Source organism: Rhodococcus sp. IEGM 1370, assembly GCF_033142325.1.
Taxonomy (GTDB): Bacteria; Actinomycetota; Actinomycetes; order Mycobacteriales; family Mycobacteriaceae; genus Rhodococcoides.
Window position 1 is genome coordinate 38,474 of the sequence record NZ_JAWLRY010000002.1, and the last position, 20,406, is coordinate 58,879.

The window sequence follows — 20,406 nt, forward strand, 5'->3', positions numbered from 1 at the left end:
GTGCGGTCGAGTGCTACCCGGGGCACTCGACCGCACCACTGCCGTGGCACTAATCGTGCGGAACGACGACCACCGGCACCGGGGCAGCACGCAGAATCTTGGCCGCGCTCGAACCGAGGAACACCCGCTTCGGAGTCGCCAGTCGACTCGAGCCGAGGAACAGCACATCGCCCGGTTTCCAGTCGAGGTTGCCCATCGCCTCGTCGAGCGTCGACCCGTCGGCGACGACCGACTCCAGACCGTCGATGTCGGGGAGTGTGCGCACCGCGTGGTCGAGATTGTCCTGCGCGGCAGCGACCTGTCGGCGACGGGTGTCCAGTGACGTCTCGTCGCTCGGTGCCCCGGTCGGCTCGAGCGAGACCAGCGACACCAAGCGGACCGGCACGTGCGCCGCGCTGGCAATGGTGATCGCGAAGGGCAGCGGATTCGGGGCCGATGCCCGGGTGGGGACGGCGACGGTCAGGTCGGTGATCGGTGCGTTCGAGAGCCGATAGCCCCGAGGGGCAAGTGCCAGCGGCACTTCCGAGGCATGCAGCAGTTGACTGGCGACCGACCCGATCGAGTGCCGGTTCAGCAGGCCGTCACCCGCACCGCCGACGACGATCATGTCGGCATCGGTGTTCACCGCGAAGTCGATCAACGCGCGGGCGAACGACTCGTGGGAGAGAACGTGTGTGGTCACCTCGATGCCCAACGGCACCTGAGCGGCCGCGTCGTCCACCCAGCCGCGCGCCTTGGCCTCGAGAACTTTGCGATACGGTCCGCTGCCTTCCATGACCGGTTCGTCGACGGCCATGACCAGCACGATGTCGATGGACGCGTCGAGGGCGCGGGCGAGGGCGGTGGCCAGGGCTACGCCGTCGTCGCCGCTGGGGGTGGCGAGGTAGCCGACGGTGATCTTCATGAGTTTCGGTCCTTCTCTTCTAGTAAGTGTCCGGAACCTTGACTTCGGTGGACGCGGTGAGTGTCTTGCCCTGGAAGAAGTCCCTGTTGCCCACGAAGCACAGCAGCATGAGCGGGATTCCGAGTACCAGCATGCCGACGCCGAGGACGAACACACCGCCGATCGGACCGTAGACGGTGTAACCGTAGTCGGGCTTGATCATGTCGATTGCGCTCTGCACGAACGCCCACGTCATCGACAATCCGCCGAGGAACGGGAAGATGCCGCGCATGAACAGGTTTCGCACGGACGTCAGCAGCGTTCGGCGGAAATACCACGTGCACGCATACGCGGTGATGCCGTAGTAGAACGCGACCGCGAGCCCGAGCGAGGCCACCGAATCCTGCAATGCGTTGGCGCTGACGAAGGTGAGCACCAGGTAGAACAGCAGGGCTGCGGCACCCATCACGAGCGTGCCGAAGCCGGGCGTCATGTACTTGGGGTGCACGCTGGCGAACCGCTTGGGGATTGCCTCGTACACGGCCATCGACAGTGTTCCGCGGGCCGTGGGCAGGATGGTCGTCTGCGTCGAGGACAGCGCCGAGATGGAGACCGTCAACAGCAGCAGGGACGCGACGATCGACCCGGCGACCGGATCGCCGAGAATGGTGAGCACATCGTCGACGTTGTCCGGGTTGTTCAAGCCGATGCCGGTATCGCCGAAACCGGCGAACGACTGCACGGCGTATCCGACGAGAACATACGTAGCAACGAGGATCAGCGTCGTGATCACTGCGGCCCGTCCCGGCGTCTTCTCCGAGTCCTTCGTTTCTTCGCCGACGGCAAGGCAGGCATCCCATCCCCAGTAGATGAAGATGCACAGGATGATGGCCTGGGCCGCGTCGGACATCGTCACTCCGGTGGGCACCAACCAACTCCACTGGGGCGTGATGGCCTGCGGTCCTGCGGTTCCGGTACCCACCTTGACCAGTGCCGTCACCGAGACTCCGATGAGCACTCCGAACTGCACGACCAGCAGTACGTTCTGCATGCGTTCGCTGATGAGGATGCCGCGGAAGCTGACGTAGGTCATCGAGACGATGAAGAACGAACCGAGAGCGACCTTGGCCGCGGTCGACTCCGCCAACCCCGACAGGCCCAGGAACTCGAACAGATAGATGGCTGCGATCTCGGCGACGTTGGCCAGCACGATGATCGCCGACACGGCCAGCCCCCACCCGGCCATCCAACCGACCCAGGGCCCGAAGGCCTTGGTGCCCCAGGTGAACGAGGTTCCGCAGTCCGGTGTGTCGCGACCGAGTTCGCGGTATGCGAAGGCAGTGAGCAGCATCGGAACGAAGGCGATGAGAAACATGGAGGGCGCTTTGTCGCCGACGGCCAGAACCACGTAACCGAGGGTGGCGGCGAGGCTGTAGGCCGGGGCGACCGCCGACAAGCCGATGACGATGTTGCCGACCAGCCCGAGAGCGCCGGTGTTGAGCCCTTTACCCGGAATGGTGTTCGGCGGTTCCACAGTGGACATAGGTCTCTCCGAGGTTCGAGTCGACCGAGGACGTCGGAGGGGACCCGACGGAATCGGCTGCGCGTGTGTGCTGAACACTACGATTTCCGTCGCCGATCCGCTGTGTATCGACGGAATTGTTTTCATCGGAGTAACAATGCAACGAAATGGGTCGCGGAAGGGGCGGACGTCGGGGGAATCCGCGGACTCGCCGAGTGGCGATGACAGGCGCGCGTGCGCGGGAGCCGCACGCTACCGTCGACACATGAGCACCGCGGAGAACACTCAGTCCTCGATCGGTGGCAGTGCGCCACTCGATCTCGCGTCGATCAGGACAGCTCCCAAGGCATTGCTGCACGATCACCTCGACGGCGGACTCCGCCCGCAGACCGTGTTGGAGCTGGCCGACGAATGCGGTTACGGCGATCTTCCGGCCACCGACGGCGCGGCGCTGGGCGAGTGGTTCCGCGACGCCGCGGACAGTGGCTCGCTGGTGCGGTACCTCGAGACGTTCGCGCACACCGTCGCCGTGATGCAGACCCCCGAAGGGCTGTTCCGAGTGGCGCGCGAATGCGCCGAGGATCTGGCCGACGACGGCGTCGTGTACGCCGAGGTGCGCTTCGCACCGGAACAGCACCTCGAACGCGGACTGACCCTCGACGAGGTCGTCACCCATACGCTCGCCGGCTTCGAAGCGGGGATTTCCGCGGCCAAGGTGCGGGGCAAGAACATCACGATCGGCACCTTGCTCACCGCGATGCGGCACGCGGCGCGTTCGCGGGAGATCGCCGAACTGACGGTCCGGTTCCGCGACCGTGGGGTCGTGGGCTTCGACATCGCCGGTGCCGAAGCGGGCTTTCCTCCCAGTCGCCACCTCGACGCCTTCGAGTACATGCGAGCGAGCAACGCGCACTTCACCATTCACGCGGGAGAAGCGTTCGGTCTGCCGTCGATCCAGGAAGCGGTGGCATTCTGCGGCACCGACAGGCTCGGTCACGGGGTCCGGATCACCGACGACATCACCACCGGTGCCGATGGCACACCCGAACTCGGTCTGCTCGCCGCGTACGTCCGCGACACGAGAATGCCCCTCGAACTGTGCCCGAGCTCCAACGTCCAGACCGGAGCCGTCGAATCGTTGGCGACGCACCCGTTCGATCTGCTCGCCCGATTGCGATTCCGAGTCACCGTCAACACCGACAACCGGTTGATGAGCGATACCTCGATGAGTCGCGAGATGGCCAAGCTCGTCGAGACCTTCGGCTACGGCTGGAGCGATCTCGAGCGCTTCACCATCAACGCGATGAAGTCGGCGTTCCTGCCGTTCGACGAGCGGCTGGCGCTCATCGACGACGTCATCAAGCCCGGTTACGCGGTTCTGATCGGCTGATCGACCAGACCCGGCGGCCGGCTACTTCTTGCGCAGTCGGCTCTCGAACTCACGCTCGAGGGCGCGCCATGCTTCGGCCTCGACGTCGAACGGTGCGCTCGGAGCGAGCCGGTCGGGACTGGGCTCGAGGGCGTACGAGACGTACCAACCCAGTGGGGTGGACGTGGCGAGAGCTTCGTCGACGGAATCGTCACCGGCGAAATCGGCGGCGTCGGTGAACAATTCGACGGCGAGGTCGAGTTGTTCGACGTCGACTGCGGTTGGCCCGTCGGCGAGGTCGTCGGCGAGGCCGGGCAGCACGTACACGTTGTCGTCGGTGATCGTGATGTCGAGGGAGCCGTCGATGGCGGCGGTCTGAACATCGGAGTAGGTGCTGACCTGCGCCAGATCGTGATCGTGGTCGTCGGCCAGATACCGGGCCAGCGAACGCTCGGAACCGAAGACGCTGATGGCGCCGCCGCGGCCGAGGAACACCGGCTTGTCGCCGAGGTAGCACCGCAGGGTGTAGAGCGTGTCGTCCGAGGTGATGATGCGAATCGGGTCGATGCCGACCGTGGTCCAGAACGTTTCTTCGGCTGCGGCAGCGGCGATCGGATCGCGGTCCACCTCGGCGGAGTCGTCTTCGTCTTCGTCGTCCGAATCGGAGTCGATGTCGTCCGTGACGTCATCGGCGTCGACGGCGTTCTCGGCGGCTGCGGTGATCTCGGCTTCGGCGACGGCAACGGCTGCGGAGTCGACAGCGGGGGAGGTGACGATGGAGTCGACTGCGTCGAGCACGTCGTCCCAGTGTTTGGCGACCGCTGCACCGATGCGGTCCCACAGTTCACCGCCCTCGCGACCGAGGAAGTTCTCGACGCCTCCGCCGACGGCGCCGACGAACGGGTTGGAGCCGAAAAAGCTTGTGACAGGTCGCAATTCGCAGACATCGCCGATGGAGGAAACGATGTCGAAGGTGGCCTGCAGTTCGGCGAGAACGTCGGCCTCGGGATCGGAGGCCACCAACTCCGGCACCGCCACCAGATCGAAGCGGTGCAGATCGTCGGGCTCGAGCTCGTGTGCAGCGAGTGCGGAGACCACCGTCCACGACGGATGATCGACGAGATCGTTGTCGTCGTCGGATCTGACGAATGCCGCGAGCTCTGCGACGGTCGAGAATCCGTACAGGTCTTCCTCGTGTCCGAGGAATGCCTCCCACTCGTCGTCGCCTTCTCGCCACTCCGGTGCCCACAGTGTCGAGAAGTCACCGGCGGTGAGACCGAGTTCGATCGGGATGATGTCTCCAGCCATGGCGCGAAGCCTATCTCAGGAGTCTGTGAACGAACCCTGCAGACTTTGCAGGATCGCCTCGCGCTGGTCGAGCGCCGCACGTGCAGCGTCGGCAGCGACGACGGTGATCGTCGACGCGAGTGCATGAGCGGCAACCGATCCGAGGTTCTCGGCGAGTTCGAGTTCGACCAGGGCGCCGGACCCATCGACGACGACGGTCACCAGATCGTCCGGCGAGGTGAGTCGAATTCTGATGCGGTCCAGTCGCTCGTGCGTTTCGCGAAGTGCATCCAGCCGGTGCTGGGCGCTGCCGACCAGAGCGTCGAGTTCGGTGGTGTGGGCGTGGGTCATACCTGCTTCAACCAACTCGTGGGTGCGGAGTCCTCTGCGAGATGCTCGTTCGCCTCGGCGGCGACTCGGGCACGGGTGGGCAGACCGAGACGATTCAGAACATCGGAGGGAACGCCGTCCTCGGCGAGGAGGGTGCGGCGCTGAGCTCGTGCGGCCGCACTCGCCCGTACACAGTGCTCGAGAATCGTCGACGCCAAAGCGCCTCCGCCGTAGCGCAGTTCGCGTTCGTCGATCGTGATCCCGATCGGCAGTCCGTGTTCGGTGGCGCGCACCGTCACCGATCCCGATCGTGTTCCCGATACGGCGCTGACGACGGTGACGTCCGAGTCCGTCACTGGCCGGCCCTTCATTCGGTCGGACGGTAGAAGCCCTTGAAGCCCATACCGCTGTTGGTCGTTCTGATCGGCCCCACCTGCACCGGGTCGCCTGCCTCGACGAGCTGACCGTTGCCGATCACCATGGCCACGTGTCCGTCCCAGACGGCGAGGTCACCGGGCATCACCTCACCCGGTGCCACGGCGGAGCCGATGTCCTGTTCCTGTGCCAGACGCGGAATCTCGACGCCCTGCTGTGCGTACGCCCACTGGGTCAATCCGCTGCAGTCGAGTCCGCTGCCCGGCGTGGTGCCGCCCCACGCGTAGGGCACGCCCTGTTGGGTCAGTGCGCTACGGACGGCACCTGCGGCTTCGGCGTTGGGTGCGGTGACGGTACTGCCGTCCGGTAGCCGGATCTCGACTCCCCGGCCGGTGCTGTCGGGGGTTCGGTAGGGATCGGTGCCCGGATTGCCCAGGTAGTTGTGGGCACCGCCGTTGCTCGGTGACTCGGCTCCGGCGGCAGGGGAGGAGACGGACTGCGCGAACGTCTTCGCCAGCTTCTCGCCTGCTTCGATCACCTGTGATGTCGCGGGCGAGGTCATGAGATTCGAGGGTGAGCCGGGGGACGATGTCGGTCCGCCGCTTACGGGGCCGGGAACTGTCGGGGGAGCGGCCAGTTCGCCGACTTTCGCGGTGTGGACGGCCAACTCGCCCCGCACGCGCGCCACGACCACGAGCGCTCGTTCGAGGTGTTCGATGGCCGCCGTGATCAGCATGGTCTGCCCCGGCGGGGTGGCGATGATCGGTCCGGCCGACAGTGCGATTCCCACGAACGAGTGCACGATCGACTGCAGTTCGAGAAAGCCTCGATTGGTGTCGCGGCAGGCCTGGTCGACCACGGCAGCGATGTCGTCGGCGTGGTCGGCGAGGGCAAGTGCGCTCGTATGAGCGTTCTCGGCGTACCGAATGGCCGCGTCGGCGGCGTCACCGTTCCAGTTCGCCGCGAGCTCGGTGATCGCGACCCTGCCGATTCCCTGCGCCGCCTCGATCGCTGCCGAGGACACACGCAGTACGTCGGCAGGACCGCCGGTGGGGAGCGCCCCGTTCCCGAAGGCTCCGAGCAGATCGACGATAGGACGGGCCAGCAGATCGATCATCGGCGCTTACCGCTCGTCCTGTGCGATACCGGCGGCCGAGGCCGCGGTGGTATCAGCAGCCGAGGCCGCAACGGTTGCGCCGGTGCCGGCATCGGTGAGGGCGTACGACACCGCGGATGCGGTGGCCGCGGAACCGATGCTCGCCACCGTGCTCGCCAGGCGTACGACGGCGTCGGTGTGCGCCAGATGGGTGCCGGTGACCGCACCGAGAAATTCCTGTCCGATCAGACCGAAGACCGGAGCCAGCACCGCGGGGCCGCACGCGGCGGCGGCGGCACTTGCCGCGGCGATCTGCTCGGCCATGGTCGACGCCACCGCACCGTACGCGAGGACCCCCTCGGTTTCGACGACGAGCTCGGCCATCAGTGCCCCCCCTGAGAATGCGATCGATTCACGGTCGCCGAGTGCGACGCCCAATTGGTTCGACGCGGGTACGTGCCATTCGGTTCCCCCGAGTTGCCGTTCGCGTCCTGCCGCCCAGGTCCTATCCTTGTCGGCATGGAAACACACGTGGTCGATCACCCACTGGCCGCAGCCCTGCTCACCACGATGCGGGACGAGCGCAGCGACAATGCCACGTTCCGGTCGGCTCTGCGTCAGCTCACTCACATGCTGGTCTACGAGGCCACTCGCGACGCTGCGATCGACACCTTCGAGGTACGCACGCCCGTCGCGGTCACCGAGGGCACCAGGCTGGCGCGACCGCCGTTGCTGGTCCCGGTTCTGCGCGCAGGCCTCGGCATGGTCGAGAAGGCAAGCAGCCTCATTCCGCAGTCCCGCGTCGGTTTCGTCGGAATGGCCCGAGACGAGGAAACTCACCAGCCCGTCCCGTACATGGAATCCCTTCCCGACGACCTGTCGCAGACGCCCGTCTACGTGCTGGACCCGATGCTCGCCACCGGCGGATCCATGGTCCACACGATCGAACTGCTCGTCGGCCGCGGTGCGGCGGACGTGACCGCCATCTGCGTCGTGGCCGCTCCTGAAGGAGTTGCCGCGCTCGAAGCCTCGGGACTACCGGTGCGACTGGTGGCAGCGAGCATCGACGACGGCCTCAACGACAACGCCTTCATCGTTCCCGGCCTCGGTGACGCGGGCGATCGTCAGTTCGGTCCGCGCTGACTCCCTCTGTCGCAGGTCGATTGGTTCTCGGCGTCTCCTGGCCCTCGGAGGCGTCACCTGCACCGCGACCGAGATTGCGGGTGCTCGACGTCGACACCGAGCAGATCGAGTTCCACGAACTGGTCGGCCGCAGGCTCGGTTTCCGTGCGCCGGGTGCTTCGACCGATCGGTACTGCACCGGGCGCATGGCATTTCGGGCCGACGGCCCGCCGCGCTACGTGCCGTGCCCCGGTCGGGAGCGGGCCGTCGCGTCGGGACAGTGCGCGACGTGCGCCGACAAGGACAGCTTTCGATTCGTGCACACCGTGCATCGCAGCGGATTCGTCTCGCGCGATCTGGAAAAACATGTGATGCAACCGCATTGGCTGTACCTTGCGGCGTTCGCCAACGGCACCTTCAAGATCGGGACGGCGGCGGACACGCGCAAATGGGGTCGGCTCGCCGAGCAGGGTGCCATCTGCGCGCAGTACGTCGCCCATGCCGACGACGGCAAGGCCGTCCGGGTGGCCGAGGACCTCGTGACCGAATCGATGGGGCTACGGCAGGCCGTGCGGTCCGCGGCGAAAGCCGCGTCGCTGTGTCTGCCGATCGACGTGGACAGGCTCGAGGCCGCCGTCGCCGTCCGGGCCCAGCAGGTCCGCGAGATGCTGACCGAGGCCGGCGTCGCCGGCTGCACCCCGATCGACGAACCATGGGTCCCGCCCGCAGGCCGGGAGGCGTTGAGCGAGAAGGTCAGCCGCGTCGCCTACCCCGCGGATGTCGCAACCGGTTCCCACGGACTCGAGATCAGGACATGCGTCGGGCAGGCGGTGATCGCGACCGTCGACGACGAGACCTACGTCGTGGATCTTGCGCCGTTGAAGGGTCGGCGAATCGAACTCGGGGCCTTCACATCAGATCTGCCTGCGGTGCAGTCGGCGCTGTTCTGACGTTCGGGTCGTCGACGCCTAGAGGTGCTGGGCGAAGTCGGTCAGTTCGGCCAGGATCTCGGCTGCCGCCGCCCGCGCTCTCGGCAGGTCCTCGGGGCCGTCGACGTGCTCGATCACTTCGAGGTAGGCCTTGAGCTTGGGTTCGGTGCCGGAGGGCCGCACGATCACCCGCAGCCCCGACCCGCTGATCTCGACTGCGTCGGTGCGTAATTCGTCGTCGCGCTGGGCGTAGTCCAGGACGGTGACCGTCCGGCCGGCCAGTTCCGTCGGCGGTGCGCTGCGCAACCGGTGCATCATGTTCCCGATGTCGGCGAGGTCCGCGACCCGCCGCGATACCTGCGCACCCAGGTGAACCCCGAACTCGACCGCGAGGTCGTCGAGTACGTCGAGCAGGGTGCGACGATCCTGCTTCAGGCCGGCGGCCAGATCTGCGAGCACCACCGCGGCCGAAATACCGTCCTTGTCGCGCACCACGTTCGGATCCACACAGTGCCCGATGGCCTCCTCGTAGGCGTACACCAGGCCCTCGCCCGCGCGGACGAGCCATTTGAATCCGGTCAGGGTGCGGGCATAGCGAGCGCCGCGCGCCGGAGCGAGCGCCGAGAGCAGTTGCGACGAGACGATCGTGTTGGCCACCAACGAGTCGGCGGGCGCATCGGCGAGGAGATGGTTCGCGAGCAGGGCCCCGGTCTCGTCGCCGGTCAGCATGCGCCACCCGCTGTCCGTCGGCACCCCGACCGCACAACGATCGGCGTCGGGGTCGAGGGCGATCGCGATGTCGGCGTCGATGTCCGCCGCCAGCGCGAGCACGGCGTCGGCTGCTCCTGGCTCCTCGGGGTTGGGAAACGTGACGGTCGGAAACGCTGGATCGGGCTCGAACTGCTCCTCGACCACCCGGATATCGCGGAACCCCGCACCACGTAGTGCTGCCATCGCAAGTTCACCGCCGACGCCGTGTAGGGGAGTCAATGCGATGCGGATGTCGCGACCCCTCGAACGTGGCAGTGCAACAACGGAATCGAGATACCGAGAAGCGATGTCGGAGCCGCCGGGCTGGACGATCGCGCGCGGAATCTCGATCGCGTCGGGAGTGGCCTCGATGAGCGCTTCGATCTGGGCGTCGCTCGGCGGGATCAGTTGCGAGCCGCCGCGGAGATACACCTTGTACCCGTTGTCCGCAGCGGGATTGTGCGACGCGGTGATCTGCACGCCGAGCTCGGCATCGAGTGCCCGCACCGCGAAGGCGACGACGGGGGTCGGGAGCGGCCGAGGCAGCATCACCACCGAAAAGCCCTGGGCGGAGAAGGTTTCGGCGGCCGCGAAGGCGAACTGTTCCGAGCCGTTCCTGGCGTCGCGACCGACCACGACGGTGGACCCACCCAGACCGTTCTCGACCAACCAGGCTGCGATGCCGGCCGAGGTTTTCGTCACCACCGCCACGTTCATCCCGTTCGGTCCCGCGCGCACCGGGCCACGAAGACCTGCGGTACCGAACGTCAGCGGTCCGCTGAACCTGTCGGCGAGTTCGGCATCGGGCAGGCCGTCGAGTTCTTCGCGAGCAGCGGGGTCGGGATCGCCTGCGATCCATCGTTGTACTCGCTCGGTGAGATTCTCGGTCACAGGCGGGAGACCAACTCGTGCAACAGCGATCCCATGCGGGCAGCGGACTCCTTGCCTGCAGCGAGTACTTCGGTGTGATTCAGGTGCTCACCGGTCATTCCGGCCGCGAGATTGGTCACCAGCGAGATGCCCAGGACGCGTGCGCCTTTCGCTCGCGCGGCGATCGTCTCGTGCACGGTCGACATTCCCACGAGGTCCGCACCGAGTGTGCGCAGCATCCTGATCTCGGCGGGCGTCTCGTAGTGCGGACCGGGAAGGCCGGCATAGACGCCGTCCTCGAGAGACGGATCGATGTCGGCCGCAAGGGCCCGAAGTTCGGGGGAGTACGCGTCGACCAGATCGACGAACTCCGCCCCGACGAGGGGCGAACGAGCCGTCAGATTGAGGTGGTCCGAGATCAGCACGGGCTGCCCGACGCTCATGCCGTCTCGGATACCGCCTGCAGCGTTGGTCAGCACGACGGTCGTGGCACCTGCCGCGATCGCGGTCCGCACCGGATGCACGACGCGTCGCAGGTCGTGCCCCTCGTAGGCATGCGTGCGTCCCTGCAGCAGCAGTGTGTGGGTGCCGCCGACGTCCACCGAGGTGATGGTGCCGGAGTGGCCCGACGCCGACGGTGGCGCGAACCCGGGCAGGTCGGCCATGCGCACGGTCGCGGTGGGGGAGCCGAAGACGTCGGCTGCCGCCTGCCATCCGGAACCGAGAACGATGGCCACGGTGTGGGTGTCGACTCCGGTTGCTGCGGCGAGTGCGTCGGCGGCGGTGCGCGCGGCACCCTCGGGATCGGTCACTGGGTCGGTCGCATGTGCGTCGGTGGTTGCCACGATGAACAACAGTAGGAGATCGACGCAACGGATGTGCGACCGGCGGAAGTTACTGTTGGGTAGTATCCGCTGCATGCCTTATCTCGAACGCGACGGTGACGTCCACATCCTGTTCCTCGGTGCCCAGGACGGAGCGGACAATCCCGAGAACCGTTTTCACCCGGATTGGATCGACGCCACCCACGCGTTGCTCGACGAGGTCGAGGCCTCGACCGGTCCGGCGGCGCTGGTCACCACGTCGGCGGGCAAGTTCTACAGCAACGGCCTCGACACCGACTGGCTGTTCGCCAACCTGGACAAGATCACCTGGTATCTCGATCGCGTGCACACTCTCTACACCAGGTTGCTCGCTTTTCCGATGGCCACCGTCGCTGCTGTGCAGGGCCACGCATTCGGCGCAGGGGCGATGTTCGCCACCTCCCACGACTTCCGCATCCAACGGGTCGATCGCGGCTTCTACTGCCTGCCCGAGGTGAACCTGAACATGCCGTTCACCGTCGGAATGTCTGCTCTGATCAACTCCCGGCTGCCCAAGCAGACCGCCGTCGAGGCGATGACGACCGGTCGTCGGTACGGCGGTGCCGACGCCGTGGCTGCCGGAATCGTCGAGGCGACGGCGGCGGAGGAGTCGCTGGTGTCCGACGCGGTCGCCAAGGCCGCCGCACTGACGAGCACCCGGGGTGCCAACCTGGCCGGCATCAAGGCTCGCATGCACGTGGATCTGCTCGCCGCGCTGAACACTGCGACCGACGACAGCAACTTCAGCTTCGGGAAGTAGTCACTCGGCACAGCTGTTCCGACAGTCGGTCGCGCTAGTGACACACTGTCTCTCGTGATCGACGAATCGAACAGTGCCGACGTGGGTGAGGCGATGGACCGCGCCCTGGCCGACGCCACCGACGAAGTGGTTGCGCTTTCGCACTCGATCCACGCGGAACCGGAGCTGGCGTTCGCCGAACATCGCAGCGTCGCCAAGATCCTCGACACGCTCCGGGCCCACGATTTCGAGGTCGAGACGGCCGTCGCAGGCATCGACACCGCGTTCACCGCGTCGTTCGGCAGCGGCGATCTGGTGATCGGAATCTGTGCGGAGTACGACGCTCTGCCCGAGATCGGTCATGCGTGCGGGCACAACATCATCGCGGCCTCGGCTGTGGGTGCTGCGCTTGCGCTCGCTCCGGTCGCCGACGCGCTCGGGATCACCGTGCGAGTGCTCGGTACCCCGGCCGAGGAGACCGGCGGCGGCAAGGTCTTGATGCTCGAGCGAGGAGTGTTCGACGGCGTCGGCGCGGCGTTGATGGTCCATCCCGGTCCCTTCGACATCGTGGGTGCGACCTCGCTGGCGCTGGCGGACATCGCGGTCAAGTTCACCGGCCGTGCCGCGCACGCGTCGGCTGCTCCCGAGTGGGGAATCAACGCAGGCGACGCGGTGACCATCAGTCAGGTGGCACTCGGGCTCCTGCGCCAGCATCTGTCGCCGGGTCAGCAGCTGCACGGCATCGTCAGCGACGGGGGTGTGGCACCGAACATCGTGCCCGGCCATGCCGAGCTGCTCTACTACCTGCGCGCGAACACCACCGAATCGCTCCACGCTCTGACGGCGAAGACGTACGCGTGTTTCGAGGCAGGAGCGATCGCCACCGGGTGCACTCACGAGATCCGTACGGTGTCGCCGACCTATGCGGCGTTGACGCCGGATTCGTGGCTGGCTGCGGCTTTTCGGCAGGAGATCGAAGCATTGGGCCGGTCGCCCCTGGCTCCGGATTTGGAAGGATTTCGCCCGTTGGGCAGCACAGACATGGGAAACGTGACGAATGTTCTACCCGGTATTCATCCCGTCGTCGGCCTCGATGCGGGAGGAGCGGTGACCCATCAGCCGGAGTTCGCCGCCGCGTGTGTCACCGAGTCGGCCGATCGAGCGTTGCTCGACGGAGCTCTCGGTCTCGCCAGAACTGCTGCGCGCGCCGCAGCCGATCCCGGTACTCGCGCCCGTCTGCTCGACGGCGTGACCGCTCGCTCGGCGGCGCAGTCGTGAGTACCCGCGAGGACGCGATCGATCGGTGGATTCACGCGCACACGGCAGATCTGCCTCTGTGGCGGCGGCACATTCACGCACATCCGGAACTTGCTCGACGCGAATTCGGCACCACCGCGTTCGTGATGGAGCATCTCGAAGCGGCGGGTCTGTCGCCCAAGCCACTCCCCGGTGGAACGGGGTTGATCTGCGACATCGGGCCCGATGGTCCGCGGGTGGCGTTGCGGGCGGACATGGACGCCCTGCCGCTGCAGGAGAACACCGGCGCGGTGTACTCGTCGACCGTGCCGGGGGTGTCGCACGCCTGCGGGCACGACGCACACACCACGGTGCTGCTCGCGACCGGATTGGCGCTGGCGTCACTGCCGGACCTGCAGTACGGGGTGCGCCTGATCTTTCAGCCCGCCGAGGAGGTCATGCCGGGCGGTGCCCTCGACGCGGTGGCCGCGGGAGCGCTCGACGGTGTCACCAAGATCTTTGCGCTGCACTGTGATCCGCGGCTCGAGGTGGGGCAGGTCGGCGTGCGCCTCGGTGCGATCACCTCTGCTGCCGACACCGTCGAGCTGCGGCTGGATTCGCCCGGCGGACACACCTCTCGGCCGCACCTGACCACCGATCTGATCTACGCACTGGGCACCGTCATCACCGGCCTGCCCGGAATGCTGAGCAGGCGCGTCGACCCGCGGACCAGCACGGTCATGGTGTGGGGAGCTGTGGTCGCGGGCCAGGCCCCCAACGCCATACCGCAGACCGGCATGCTGACCGGCACCGTCCGCACCGGCGACCACGAGACCTGGGCGTTGCTCGAGCCGCTGGTCCGCGAGATCGTCACCGGATTGCTCGCACCGACCGGTGTCCGCTTCGAGCTGCACTATCGTCGCGGCGTGCCTCCCGTGGTCAACGATCCGGCGTCCACGCACACGTTCGAGAAGGCGATCGAGAGGGTCGGACCCGACGCATTGGCCGATACCGCGCAGTCCGGTGGCGGCGAGGATTTCTCGTGGTACCTCGAACGAGTGCCCGGCGCGATGGCTCGACTCGGCGTGTGGCCGGGCACCGGACCGCAACTCGACATCCACCAACCCACCTTCGATCTCGACGAACGAGCACTGGCCGTGGGCGTGAAGGTGATGACCGGAATCGCGCTGGATCCGAACTAGAGGCAGGAGACGAGATGGCGTTCGATGTGTCGCCGATCGGGATCGTCAGATCCGAACGCGTCGAGGTGGTGGACGACAATTGGGGATCGGTCGAATCCGTCCTCGACCTCCACGACAGTGTGCTCGACGCCGACTCGACCCTCGGTCTCGCGGAATTCTCCCACCTCGAAGTGGTCTACGGCTTCCACCTGTGCGATCCGGCCGAGACGACCACCGGTTCTCGGCACCCCCGCGGTGACACGACGCTTCCTCGGGTGGGAGTCCTCGCTCAACGGGTCAAGGACCGGCCCAATCATCTCGGGGTGTCGCGGTGCGAGATCGTCGACGTGGACGGACTGCGCATCCGAGTCCGAGGTCTCGACGCGATCGACGGCACACCGGTGTTCGATGTCAAGCCGTTCCTGCAGTCCATGGTTCCGGAACGTGCGGATGTGACCGAGCCGGCTTGGGTGGCGTCGGTGATGAAGAACTACTTCTGATCCGTCCCTCGAACTACGAGGCGGTACCGGGACCGACGTTGCGGCTGTTGCGGGTTCGTAGGTCTCGCACGTATTCGGCTGGGGCACCGGCGATTTCGGCTGCCTCGGCCATGACGCCGAGGTAGCGTGCCGACGGCAGGCCGCCCTCGTAGGCGTCGAGCACGTACATCCAGGCGAGCACCGGCTCCCGGCCGGTCTCGATGCGCAGCCGGATCTTCCGGTGAATACCGAGTTCCGACCCCTCCCAGCGATCCAGGCTCTCCTCGTCCTCCTCGGACACGTCGTAGAGCACGACGAAGACCTGCGAGTCGGGATCCTCCACGACCGTGGCCAGCGCGCCTTCCCAACCGATGTCGCCACCGCCGAAGGTCAACCGCCATCCGTGCAGCCACCCGGTTCCCGACAGGGGCGAGTGAGGGCATCGCTGCAACATCTGCTCCGGATGCATGTTGGATCCGTAGGCGGCATAAATTGGCACGTCGGCCAGCCTAAACCGTATCGGTGCACACTGACGCCTCGTGGTCGTGTTTTGGTGCGTCGCCGCAGGTCCGCCCTCCTGCGGGGCAAGGCAAGCCAGCCCTACCGACGCGCGAGGGCAGCCTCTGGAATACCGTTGACGCGACACAGCGAGAGATTTCGAGCATGCGAGAAGAGGATCAATGACCCGGATTGTGATCATCGGTGGTGGTCCGGCAGGGTACGAAGCAGCGTTGGTTGCCGCACAGTACGGCGGAGAGGTGACGCTCGTCGATTCCGACGGTATCGGCGGTGCCTGCGTTCTCTGGGACTGCGTGCCGTCGAAGACGTTCATCGCCTCGACCGGCATTCGCACCGAGATGCGTCGAGCCAGCGACCTCGGTATCTCCCTCGATCCGTCGCAGGCGGCCGTCGCGCTGCCGAAGATTCACGACCGTGTGAAGAGCCTCGCGCAGGCGCAGTCCTCCGACATCGCCCACCGCGTCACCTCCGTCGGCGTGGAGCTGCTGGCCGGACGCGCCGAGATGATCGACTCCCACGTCGGGATGGCCTCGCACCAGATCAAGGCGGTGCTCGCCGACGGCGAAGAGCGCATCCTCGACGCCGATGTCGTGCTCGTCGCGACCGGTGCCCGTCCCCGCGTGGTCAAGGGAGCCGAGCCCGACGGCGAACGCATCCTCAACTGGCGTCAGCTCTACGATCTCGAGTCCCTCCCCGAGCACCTGGTGGTCGTCGGATCCGGTGTGACCGGTGCCGAGTTCGTCTCGGCCTACACCGAGATGGGCGTCAAGGTCACCGCGGTCTCGAGCCGCGACCGCGTCCTTCCGCACGAGGACGAGGACGCCGCGCTGGTGCTCGAGGACGCGTTCAACGAGCGCGGCGTCACCCTCGTCAAGCACGCCCGCGCCGATTCGGTCGTTCGCACCGACGACGGCGTTCTGGTCACGCTGTCGGACGGCCGCACCGTCGAGGGCAGCCACGCCCTGATGACCGTCGGATCGGTACCCAACACCTCCGGTCTCGGACTCGAGAAGGTGGGTATCGAACTCGACAAGGGCGGATACCTGCGGGTGGATCGCGTCTCGCGGACCGCTGTCGCCGGTATCTATGCAGCCGGTGACTGCACCGGTCTGCTGCCGCTGGCCTCGGTTGCGGCGATGCAGGGACGCATTGCGATGTATCACGCACTGGGACAGGCCGTCAGCCCGATCAAGCTCAAGACCGTCGCCTCGGCGGTGTTCACGCGGCCGGAGATCGCGTCGGTCGGCGTCGCGCAGTCCAAGATCGACGCCGGTGACGTACCGGCGCGCGTGGTGATGCTGCCGTTGACAACGAATCCGCGAGCGAAGATGAGCGGGCTCAAGCGTGGTTTCGTGAAGATCTTCTGCCGCCCGGCGACCGGCGTCGTCATCGGTGGTGTCGTGGTCGCCCCGAGTGCGTCGGAGCTGATTCTGCCGATCGCGATGGCGGTACAGAACAACCTTTCGGTCAACGACCTGGCGAACACGTTCTCGGTGTACCCGTCGCTGTCCGGTTCGGTCATCGAGGCCGCGCGTCAGTTGATGGCGCACGACGATCTGGACTGATCTCATCATGTGAGAATCGCGTTTCATATTTCGGTAGCACGTGAGACAGTCCAAGGAGCGGACACACCCGTCCGCTCCTTCTTCGACTCAGCGGATCCGCGGGCCGTCTCCCCATTCCTGCTGCCCCGGAGCCTCTCTCATGTCCACTACGTACCGTCCCGCCGGCCTGGCCGCCCGCACCGACTCGCTCACCAGCTCGGCCATCCGTGACCTCCTCGCTCTGACTGCACGCGACGATGTGATCAGCCTCGCCGGAGGTCTACCGGCCACCGATCTGATACCGATCGACCGCATCGCCGCAGCAGCAGAGGCTGCGCTTCGTCGCCCCGACGCGGTGCAGTACTGCGAGACATCCGGCCACCGCACTCTGCGTAGCGTCGTTGCAGCCAGGGAATCGCTCACGCGCGGGGGAATGCCCGTTCCGGTCGAGTCCGTCATCGTGACGCACGGTTCGCAGCAGGCCCTGACGTTGCTCGCGCAGGCCCTGATCGACCCCGGTGCTGTCGTCGTGGTCGACGAGCCCGCGTACACCGGTGCGCTGCAGGTGTTCTCGATCGCCGAAGCGCGCATCGCGTCCATTCCCATCACCGATACCGGAATGGACACCGACCAACTCGAACGCAGACTGGCGGCGGGGCTGCGTCCCGCGGTGGTCCACACTGTCGCGAACTTCCACAATCCGCGGGGAGTCACGATGAGCGAGCAGCGTCGACGCCACCTCGCGGCTCTCGCGGATCGCTACGGATTCTGGGTCATCGAGGACGACCCGTACGGTGAGATATGTTTCGACACAACGGAATCCGATATCGGCGCTCCGCCGCTGCCGATCGCGTGTCACAGCGATCGCGTCATTCGACTCTCCAGTGCGTCGAAGATCCTCGCTCCGACGCTCCGTGTCGGCTGGTTCGTCGCCCCGCCCAGCGTCTGTGCGGCGGTGGAACTGCTCAAGCAGGGCGCGGATCTGTGTGGATCCTCGATGACGCAGCTGATGGCAGCGGACATGCTCGCCGACACCGCGTGGCTCGATGCGCATGTGGCCGTTCTGCGGCGCGAGTACGGCTCTCGTGCAACGGCATTGACGAATGCTCTCGGTGCCGAGTTCGGTGATCGGCTGACCGTCTCGCGCCCCGCTGGCGGGATGTTCGCCTGGGCCACCTTCCGGGACGGAACCGACACCGGCGAGTTGCTCGACGCGGCGCTCGATCACGGAGTCGCCTTCGTGCCGGGCACGGCGTTCGCTTCGGATGCGCAGTACCGTCACTCGCTGCGGTTGAGCTTCGCCGGATCGACCCCGGCCGTGCTGGCGGAGGCAGTGCGACGATTGGGTGCCGCGCACACGGCGTCGATGCGAGTGCGCTGATCTGATTGCCCCGACCCGACTGCTTCGACCGGACTGTTTCGACCACGGCAGGTTCTGCGCCCGGAGGACCTGGGGCGGTAGCCTGACGTGCAAGCAATGCGGGGATTTTCGATGGATATGGAGCGTTCGAGATGAGCAACCGATCGAATACGAAGTTCCTCGGACCCGACCAGCGGGTGGAGGCGTGGGACCAGCTCGGAACCGAGCAGTTCGACGTGGTGGTGATCGGCGGTGGCGTCGTCGGCTCCGGTGCGGCCCTCGACGCGGCGACGCGCGGACTGAAGGTGGCGCTGGTCGAGGCGCGGGATTACGCGTCGGGAACGTCGTCTCGCTCGTCCAAGATGTTCCACGGCGGGCTCCGATACCTCGAGCAGCTCGAGTTCGGGCTGGTCCGTGAGGCCCTGCACGAACGCGAACTTTCCCTGTCCACGCTCGCACCGCACTTGGTCAAGCCGCTGAAGTTCCTCTTCCCGCTCACCCACCGGTTGTGGGAGCGTCCGTACATCGCCGCGGGTATTTTTCTGTACGACCGCATGGGTGGGGCCAAATCGGTGCCGCAGCAGAAGCACCTGACTCGATCGGGTGCGCTGCGGATGTCGCCCGGGATCAAACGCAAGTCGTTGATCGGCGGGATCAGGTACTACGACACGGTCGTCGACGACGCCCGGCACACCATGACCGTCGCCAGGACGGCCGCTCACTACGGCGCAGTGGTGCGAACCTCCACCCAGGTCGTCGGTTTCCTGCGTGAGGCCGACCGGGTATCCGGTGTGCGCGTGCGTGATTCGGAGACCGGTGCCACCACCGAGGTGCGGGCACACGTGGTGATCAATGCCACCGGCGTGTGGACCGACGAGATCCAGTCGCTGTCCAACATGCGCGGACGCTTCCGCGTACGCGCCTCGAAGGGCGTGCACATCGTGGTGCCGCGCGATCGAATCGTCAGCGAGGCCGCGATCATTCTGCGCACCGAGAAGTCGGTGCTGTTCATCATTCCGTGGGGTGCGCACTGGATCATCGGTACCACCGACACCGACTGGAATCTCGATCTGGCGCACCCGGCCGCCACCAAAGCCGACATCGACTACATCCTGGGCGAGGTCAACGGCGTGCTTGTCACGCCGCTCACCCACGCGGACATCGACGGTGTGTACGCGGGCCTGCGGCCACTGCTGGCAGGCGAGAGCGACGAGACCTCCAAGCTCTCTCGCGAGCACGCGGTCGCTCGGGTGGCCCCGGGACTCATCGCCATCGCAGGCGGCAAGTACACGACCTACCGGGTCATGGCCGAGGACGCCGTCGATCTGGCGGCCGAGGACATCCCGGTGCGGGTGGCGTCCTCGATCACCGAGAAGGTGCCCCTCGTCGGTGCCGACGGTTACTTCGCCCTGGTCAATCAGGCACCGCATCTGGGCGAGATGTACAAGCTGCATCCACATCGGGTGACGCATCTGCTCGATCGATACGGTTCGTTGATCGACGAGGTGCTGGCGATGGCCGACGGCAAACCCGAACTGCTGCAACCACTCACCGATGCGCCGGCCTACCTTCAGGTGGAGGTGGTGTACGCCGCAGCAGCCGAGGGCGCACTGCATCTCGAGGACGTGCTGTCGCGTCGTACCAGGATTTCCATCGAGTACTCCCATCGCGGGATGAACTGCGCGGGTCAGGTTGCGGCGTTGATCGCACCCGTGCTGGGTTGGGACGAGGCCATGGTCGACCGTGAGGTCGAGACCTACCGCGCCCGGGTGGAAGCCGAGATCGAGTCGCAGCGCCAGCCCGACGATGAATCGGCAGACGCTCTGCGAGTCGTCGCTCCCGAGGCCCGCCAGGAAATCCTCGAACCCGTTCGCACAATCTAGCGCAGTCGAACCAGCGTCCGGGGTGCACGAGCCGCGGTCGCGCCGGACACGGCCATGATCAGCAGGGTG

General features: G+C 66.5%; 20 protein-coding genes. 10 read left to right on the top strand and 10 right to left on the bottom strand.

Annotated features, from left to right (window positions below; all coding sequences use genetic code 11):
* Window positions 1–49: 49 nt before the first annotated feature.
* Both R4P47_RS03370 and R4P47_RS03375 read right to left on the bottom strand, forming a co-directional pair.
* Window positions 50–904: a universal stress protein gene (locus R4P47_RS03370; protein WP_149405394.1), complete on the bottom strand. Its 855-nt coding sequence runs from the start codon at window positions 902–904 to the stop codon at window positions 50–52.
* Between the two features lie 19 nt (window positions 905–923).
* The gene (locus tag R4P47_RS03375) at window positions 924–2,426 is read right to left on the bottom strand and encodes an APC family permease (RefSeq protein ID WP_037188136.1); all 1,503 of its coding nucleotides are present in this window, start codon (window positions 2,424–2,426) and stop codon (window positions 924–926) included.
* Window positions 2,427–2,670: 244 nt separating this feature from the next.
* Between R4P47_RS03375 and R4P47_RS03380 the strand changes: the two genes are divergently transcribed.
* On the top strand, window positions 2,671–3,795 hold the full coding sequence (locus R4P47_RS03380; protein WP_052047363.1) for an adenosine deaminase: 1,125 nt from the start codon (window positions 2,671–2,673) through the stop codon (window positions 3,793–3,795).
* Window positions 3,796–3,816: 21 nt separating this feature from the next.
* Here the strand turns inward: R4P47_RS03380 and R4P47_RS03385 are convergent, their stop codons facing one another.
* The 5 genes from R4P47_RS03385 to R4P47_RS03405 are packed head-to-tail and all read right to left on the bottom strand — an operon-like array spanning window position 3,817 to window position 7,246.
* Window positions 3,817–5,082, bottom strand: coding sequence for a primosomal protein (locus R4P47_RS03385; protein ID WP_179274866.1), 1,266 nt, complete (start codon window positions 5,080–5,082; stop codon window positions 3,817–3,819).
* Between the two features lie 15 nt (window positions 5,083–5,097).
* On the bottom strand, window positions 5,098–5,412 hold the full coding sequence (locus R4P47_RS03390) for a YbaB/EbfC family nucleoid-associated protein (RefSeq protein WP_094639011.1): 315 nt from the start codon (window positions 5,410–5,412) through the stop codon (window positions 5,098–5,100).
* Complete coding sequence (locus tag R4P47_RS03395; RefSeq protein WP_149405395.1) at window positions 5,409–5,762, bottom strand: hypothetical protein; 354 nt, start codon at window positions 5,760–5,762, stop codon at window positions 5,409–5,411. Before R4P47_RS03395 ends, R4P47_RS03390 begins: the two co-directional genes overlap by 4 nt.
* Window positions 5,759–6,883 (bottom strand): C40 family peptidase, encoded by a 1,125-nt coding sequence (locus R4P47_RS03400; protein WP_149405396.1) that lies wholly within the window; start codon window positions 6,881–6,883, stop codon window positions 5,759–5,761. Before R4P47_RS03400 ends, R4P47_RS03395 begins: the two co-directional genes overlap by 4 nt.
* A gap of 6 nt (window positions 6,884–6,889) precedes the next feature.
* Window positions 6,890–7,246: a type VII secretion target gene (locus R4P47_RS03405; protein WP_141215329.1), complete on the bottom strand. Its 357-nt coding sequence runs from the start codon at window positions 7,244–7,246 to the stop codon at window positions 6,890–6,892.
* 135 nt (window positions 7,247–7,381) lie between these two features.
* Between R4P47_RS03405 and upp the strand changes: the two genes are divergently transcribed.
* Window positions 7,382–8,005 carry a uracil phosphoribosyltransferase gene (gene upp, locus R4P47_RS03410; protein ID WP_037188128.1) on the top strand — a complete coding sequence of 208 codons (624 nt, stop codon included), beginning with the start codon at window positions 7,382–7,384 and terminating at the stop codon, window positions 8,003–8,005.
* Window positions 8,006–8,085: 80 nt separating this feature from the next.
* The gene (locus tag R4P47_RS03415; RefSeq protein WP_262498292.1) at window positions 8,086–8,934 is read left to right on the top strand and encodes a DUF2797 domain-containing protein; all 849 of its coding nucleotides are present in this window, start codon (window positions 8,086–8,088) and stop codon (window positions 8,932–8,934) included.
* An 18-nt stretch (window positions 8,935–8,952) separates the two neighbouring features.
* On the opposite strand, the gene R4P47_RS03420 is transcribed toward R4P47_RS03415, so the two are convergent.
* Together R4P47_RS03420 and R4P47_RS03425 are read right to left on the bottom strand one after the other, a co-directional pair.
* The gene (locus R4P47_RS03420; protein WP_149405397.1) at window positions 8,953–10,554 is read right to left on the bottom strand and encodes a phospho-sugar mutase; all 1,602 of its coding nucleotides are present in this window, start codon (window positions 10,552–10,554) and stop codon (window positions 8,953–8,955) included.
* Window positions 10,551–11,453: a purine-nucleoside phosphorylase gene (locus tag R4P47_RS03425; protein ID WP_373454880.1), complete on the bottom strand. Its 903-nt coding sequence runs from the start codon at window positions 11,451–11,453 to the stop codon at window positions 10,551–10,553. The genes R4P47_RS03420 and R4P47_RS03425 overlap by 4 nt, the downstream gene beginning before the upstream one ends.
* Here R4P47_RS03425 and R4P47_RS03430 point away from each other — a divergent pair.
* From R4P47_RS03430 to R4P47_RS03445, 4 genes are all read left to right on the top strand, one after another.
* Complete coding sequence (locus tag R4P47_RS03430) at window positions 11,452–12,156, top strand: enoyl-CoA hydratase/isomerase family protein (protein ID WP_149405398.1); 705 nt, start codon at window positions 11,452–11,454, stop codon at window positions 12,154–12,156. The two genes, R4P47_RS03425 and R4P47_RS03430, sit on opposite strands and share 2 nt — an antisense overlap.
* Before the next feature lie 93 nt (window positions 12,157–12,249).
* Window positions 12,250–13,413, top strand: coding sequence for a M20 family metallopeptidase (locus R4P47_RS03435; protein WP_149405633.1), 1,164 nt, complete (start codon window positions 12,250–12,252; stop codon window positions 13,411–13,413).
* Window positions 13,410–14,573: a M20 family metallopeptidase gene (locus R4P47_RS03440; protein WP_149405399.1), complete on the top strand. Its 1,164-nt coding sequence runs from the start codon at window positions 13,410–13,412 to the stop codon at window positions 14,571–14,573. Before R4P47_RS03435 ends, R4P47_RS03440 begins: the two co-directional genes overlap by 4 nt.
* 14 nt (window positions 14,574–14,587) lie before the next feature.
* A complete protein-coding gene (locus R4P47_RS03445; protein WP_149405400.1) occupies window positions 14,588–15,052 on the top strand; it encodes an SAM-dependent methyltransferase in 465 nt (154 codons plus the stop codon).
* A gap of 13 nt (window positions 15,053–15,065) precedes the next feature.
* On the opposite strand, the gene R4P47_RS03450 is transcribed toward R4P47_RS03445, so the two are convergent.
* Window positions 15,066–15,530 (bottom strand): gamma-glutamylcyclotransferase, encoded by a 465-nt coding sequence (locus R4P47_RS03450; RefSeq protein WP_037188123.1) that lies wholly within the window; start codon window positions 15,528–15,530, stop codon window positions 15,066–15,068.
* 181 nt (window positions 15,531–15,711) lie between these two features.
* Between R4P47_RS03450 and R4P47_RS03455 the strand changes: the two genes are divergently transcribed.
* The 3 genes from R4P47_RS03455 to glpD all read left to right on the top strand — a co-directional run bounded on the left by R4P47_RS03455 (window position 15,712) and on the right by glpD (window position 20,337).
* Window positions 15,712–17,115, top strand: coding sequence for an NAD(P)H-quinone dehydrogenase (locus tag R4P47_RS03455; RefSeq protein ID WP_149405401.1), 1,404 nt, complete (start codon window positions 15,712–15,714; stop codon window positions 17,113–17,115).
* 139 nt (window positions 17,116–17,254) lie between these two features.
* A complete protein-coding gene (locus R4P47_RS03460; RefSeq protein ID WP_149405402.1) occupies window positions 17,255–18,475 on the top strand; it encodes a PLP-dependent aminotransferase family protein in 1,221 nt (406 codons plus the stop codon).
* Between the two features lie 131 nt (window positions 18,476–18,606).
* On the top strand, window positions 18,607–20,337 hold the full coding sequence (glpD, locus tag R4P47_RS03465; protein WP_149405403.1) for a glycerol-3-phosphate dehydrogenase: 1,731 nt from the start codon (window positions 18,607–18,609) through the stop codon (window positions 20,335–20,337).
* Window positions 20,338–20,406: the final 69 nt, after the last annotated feature.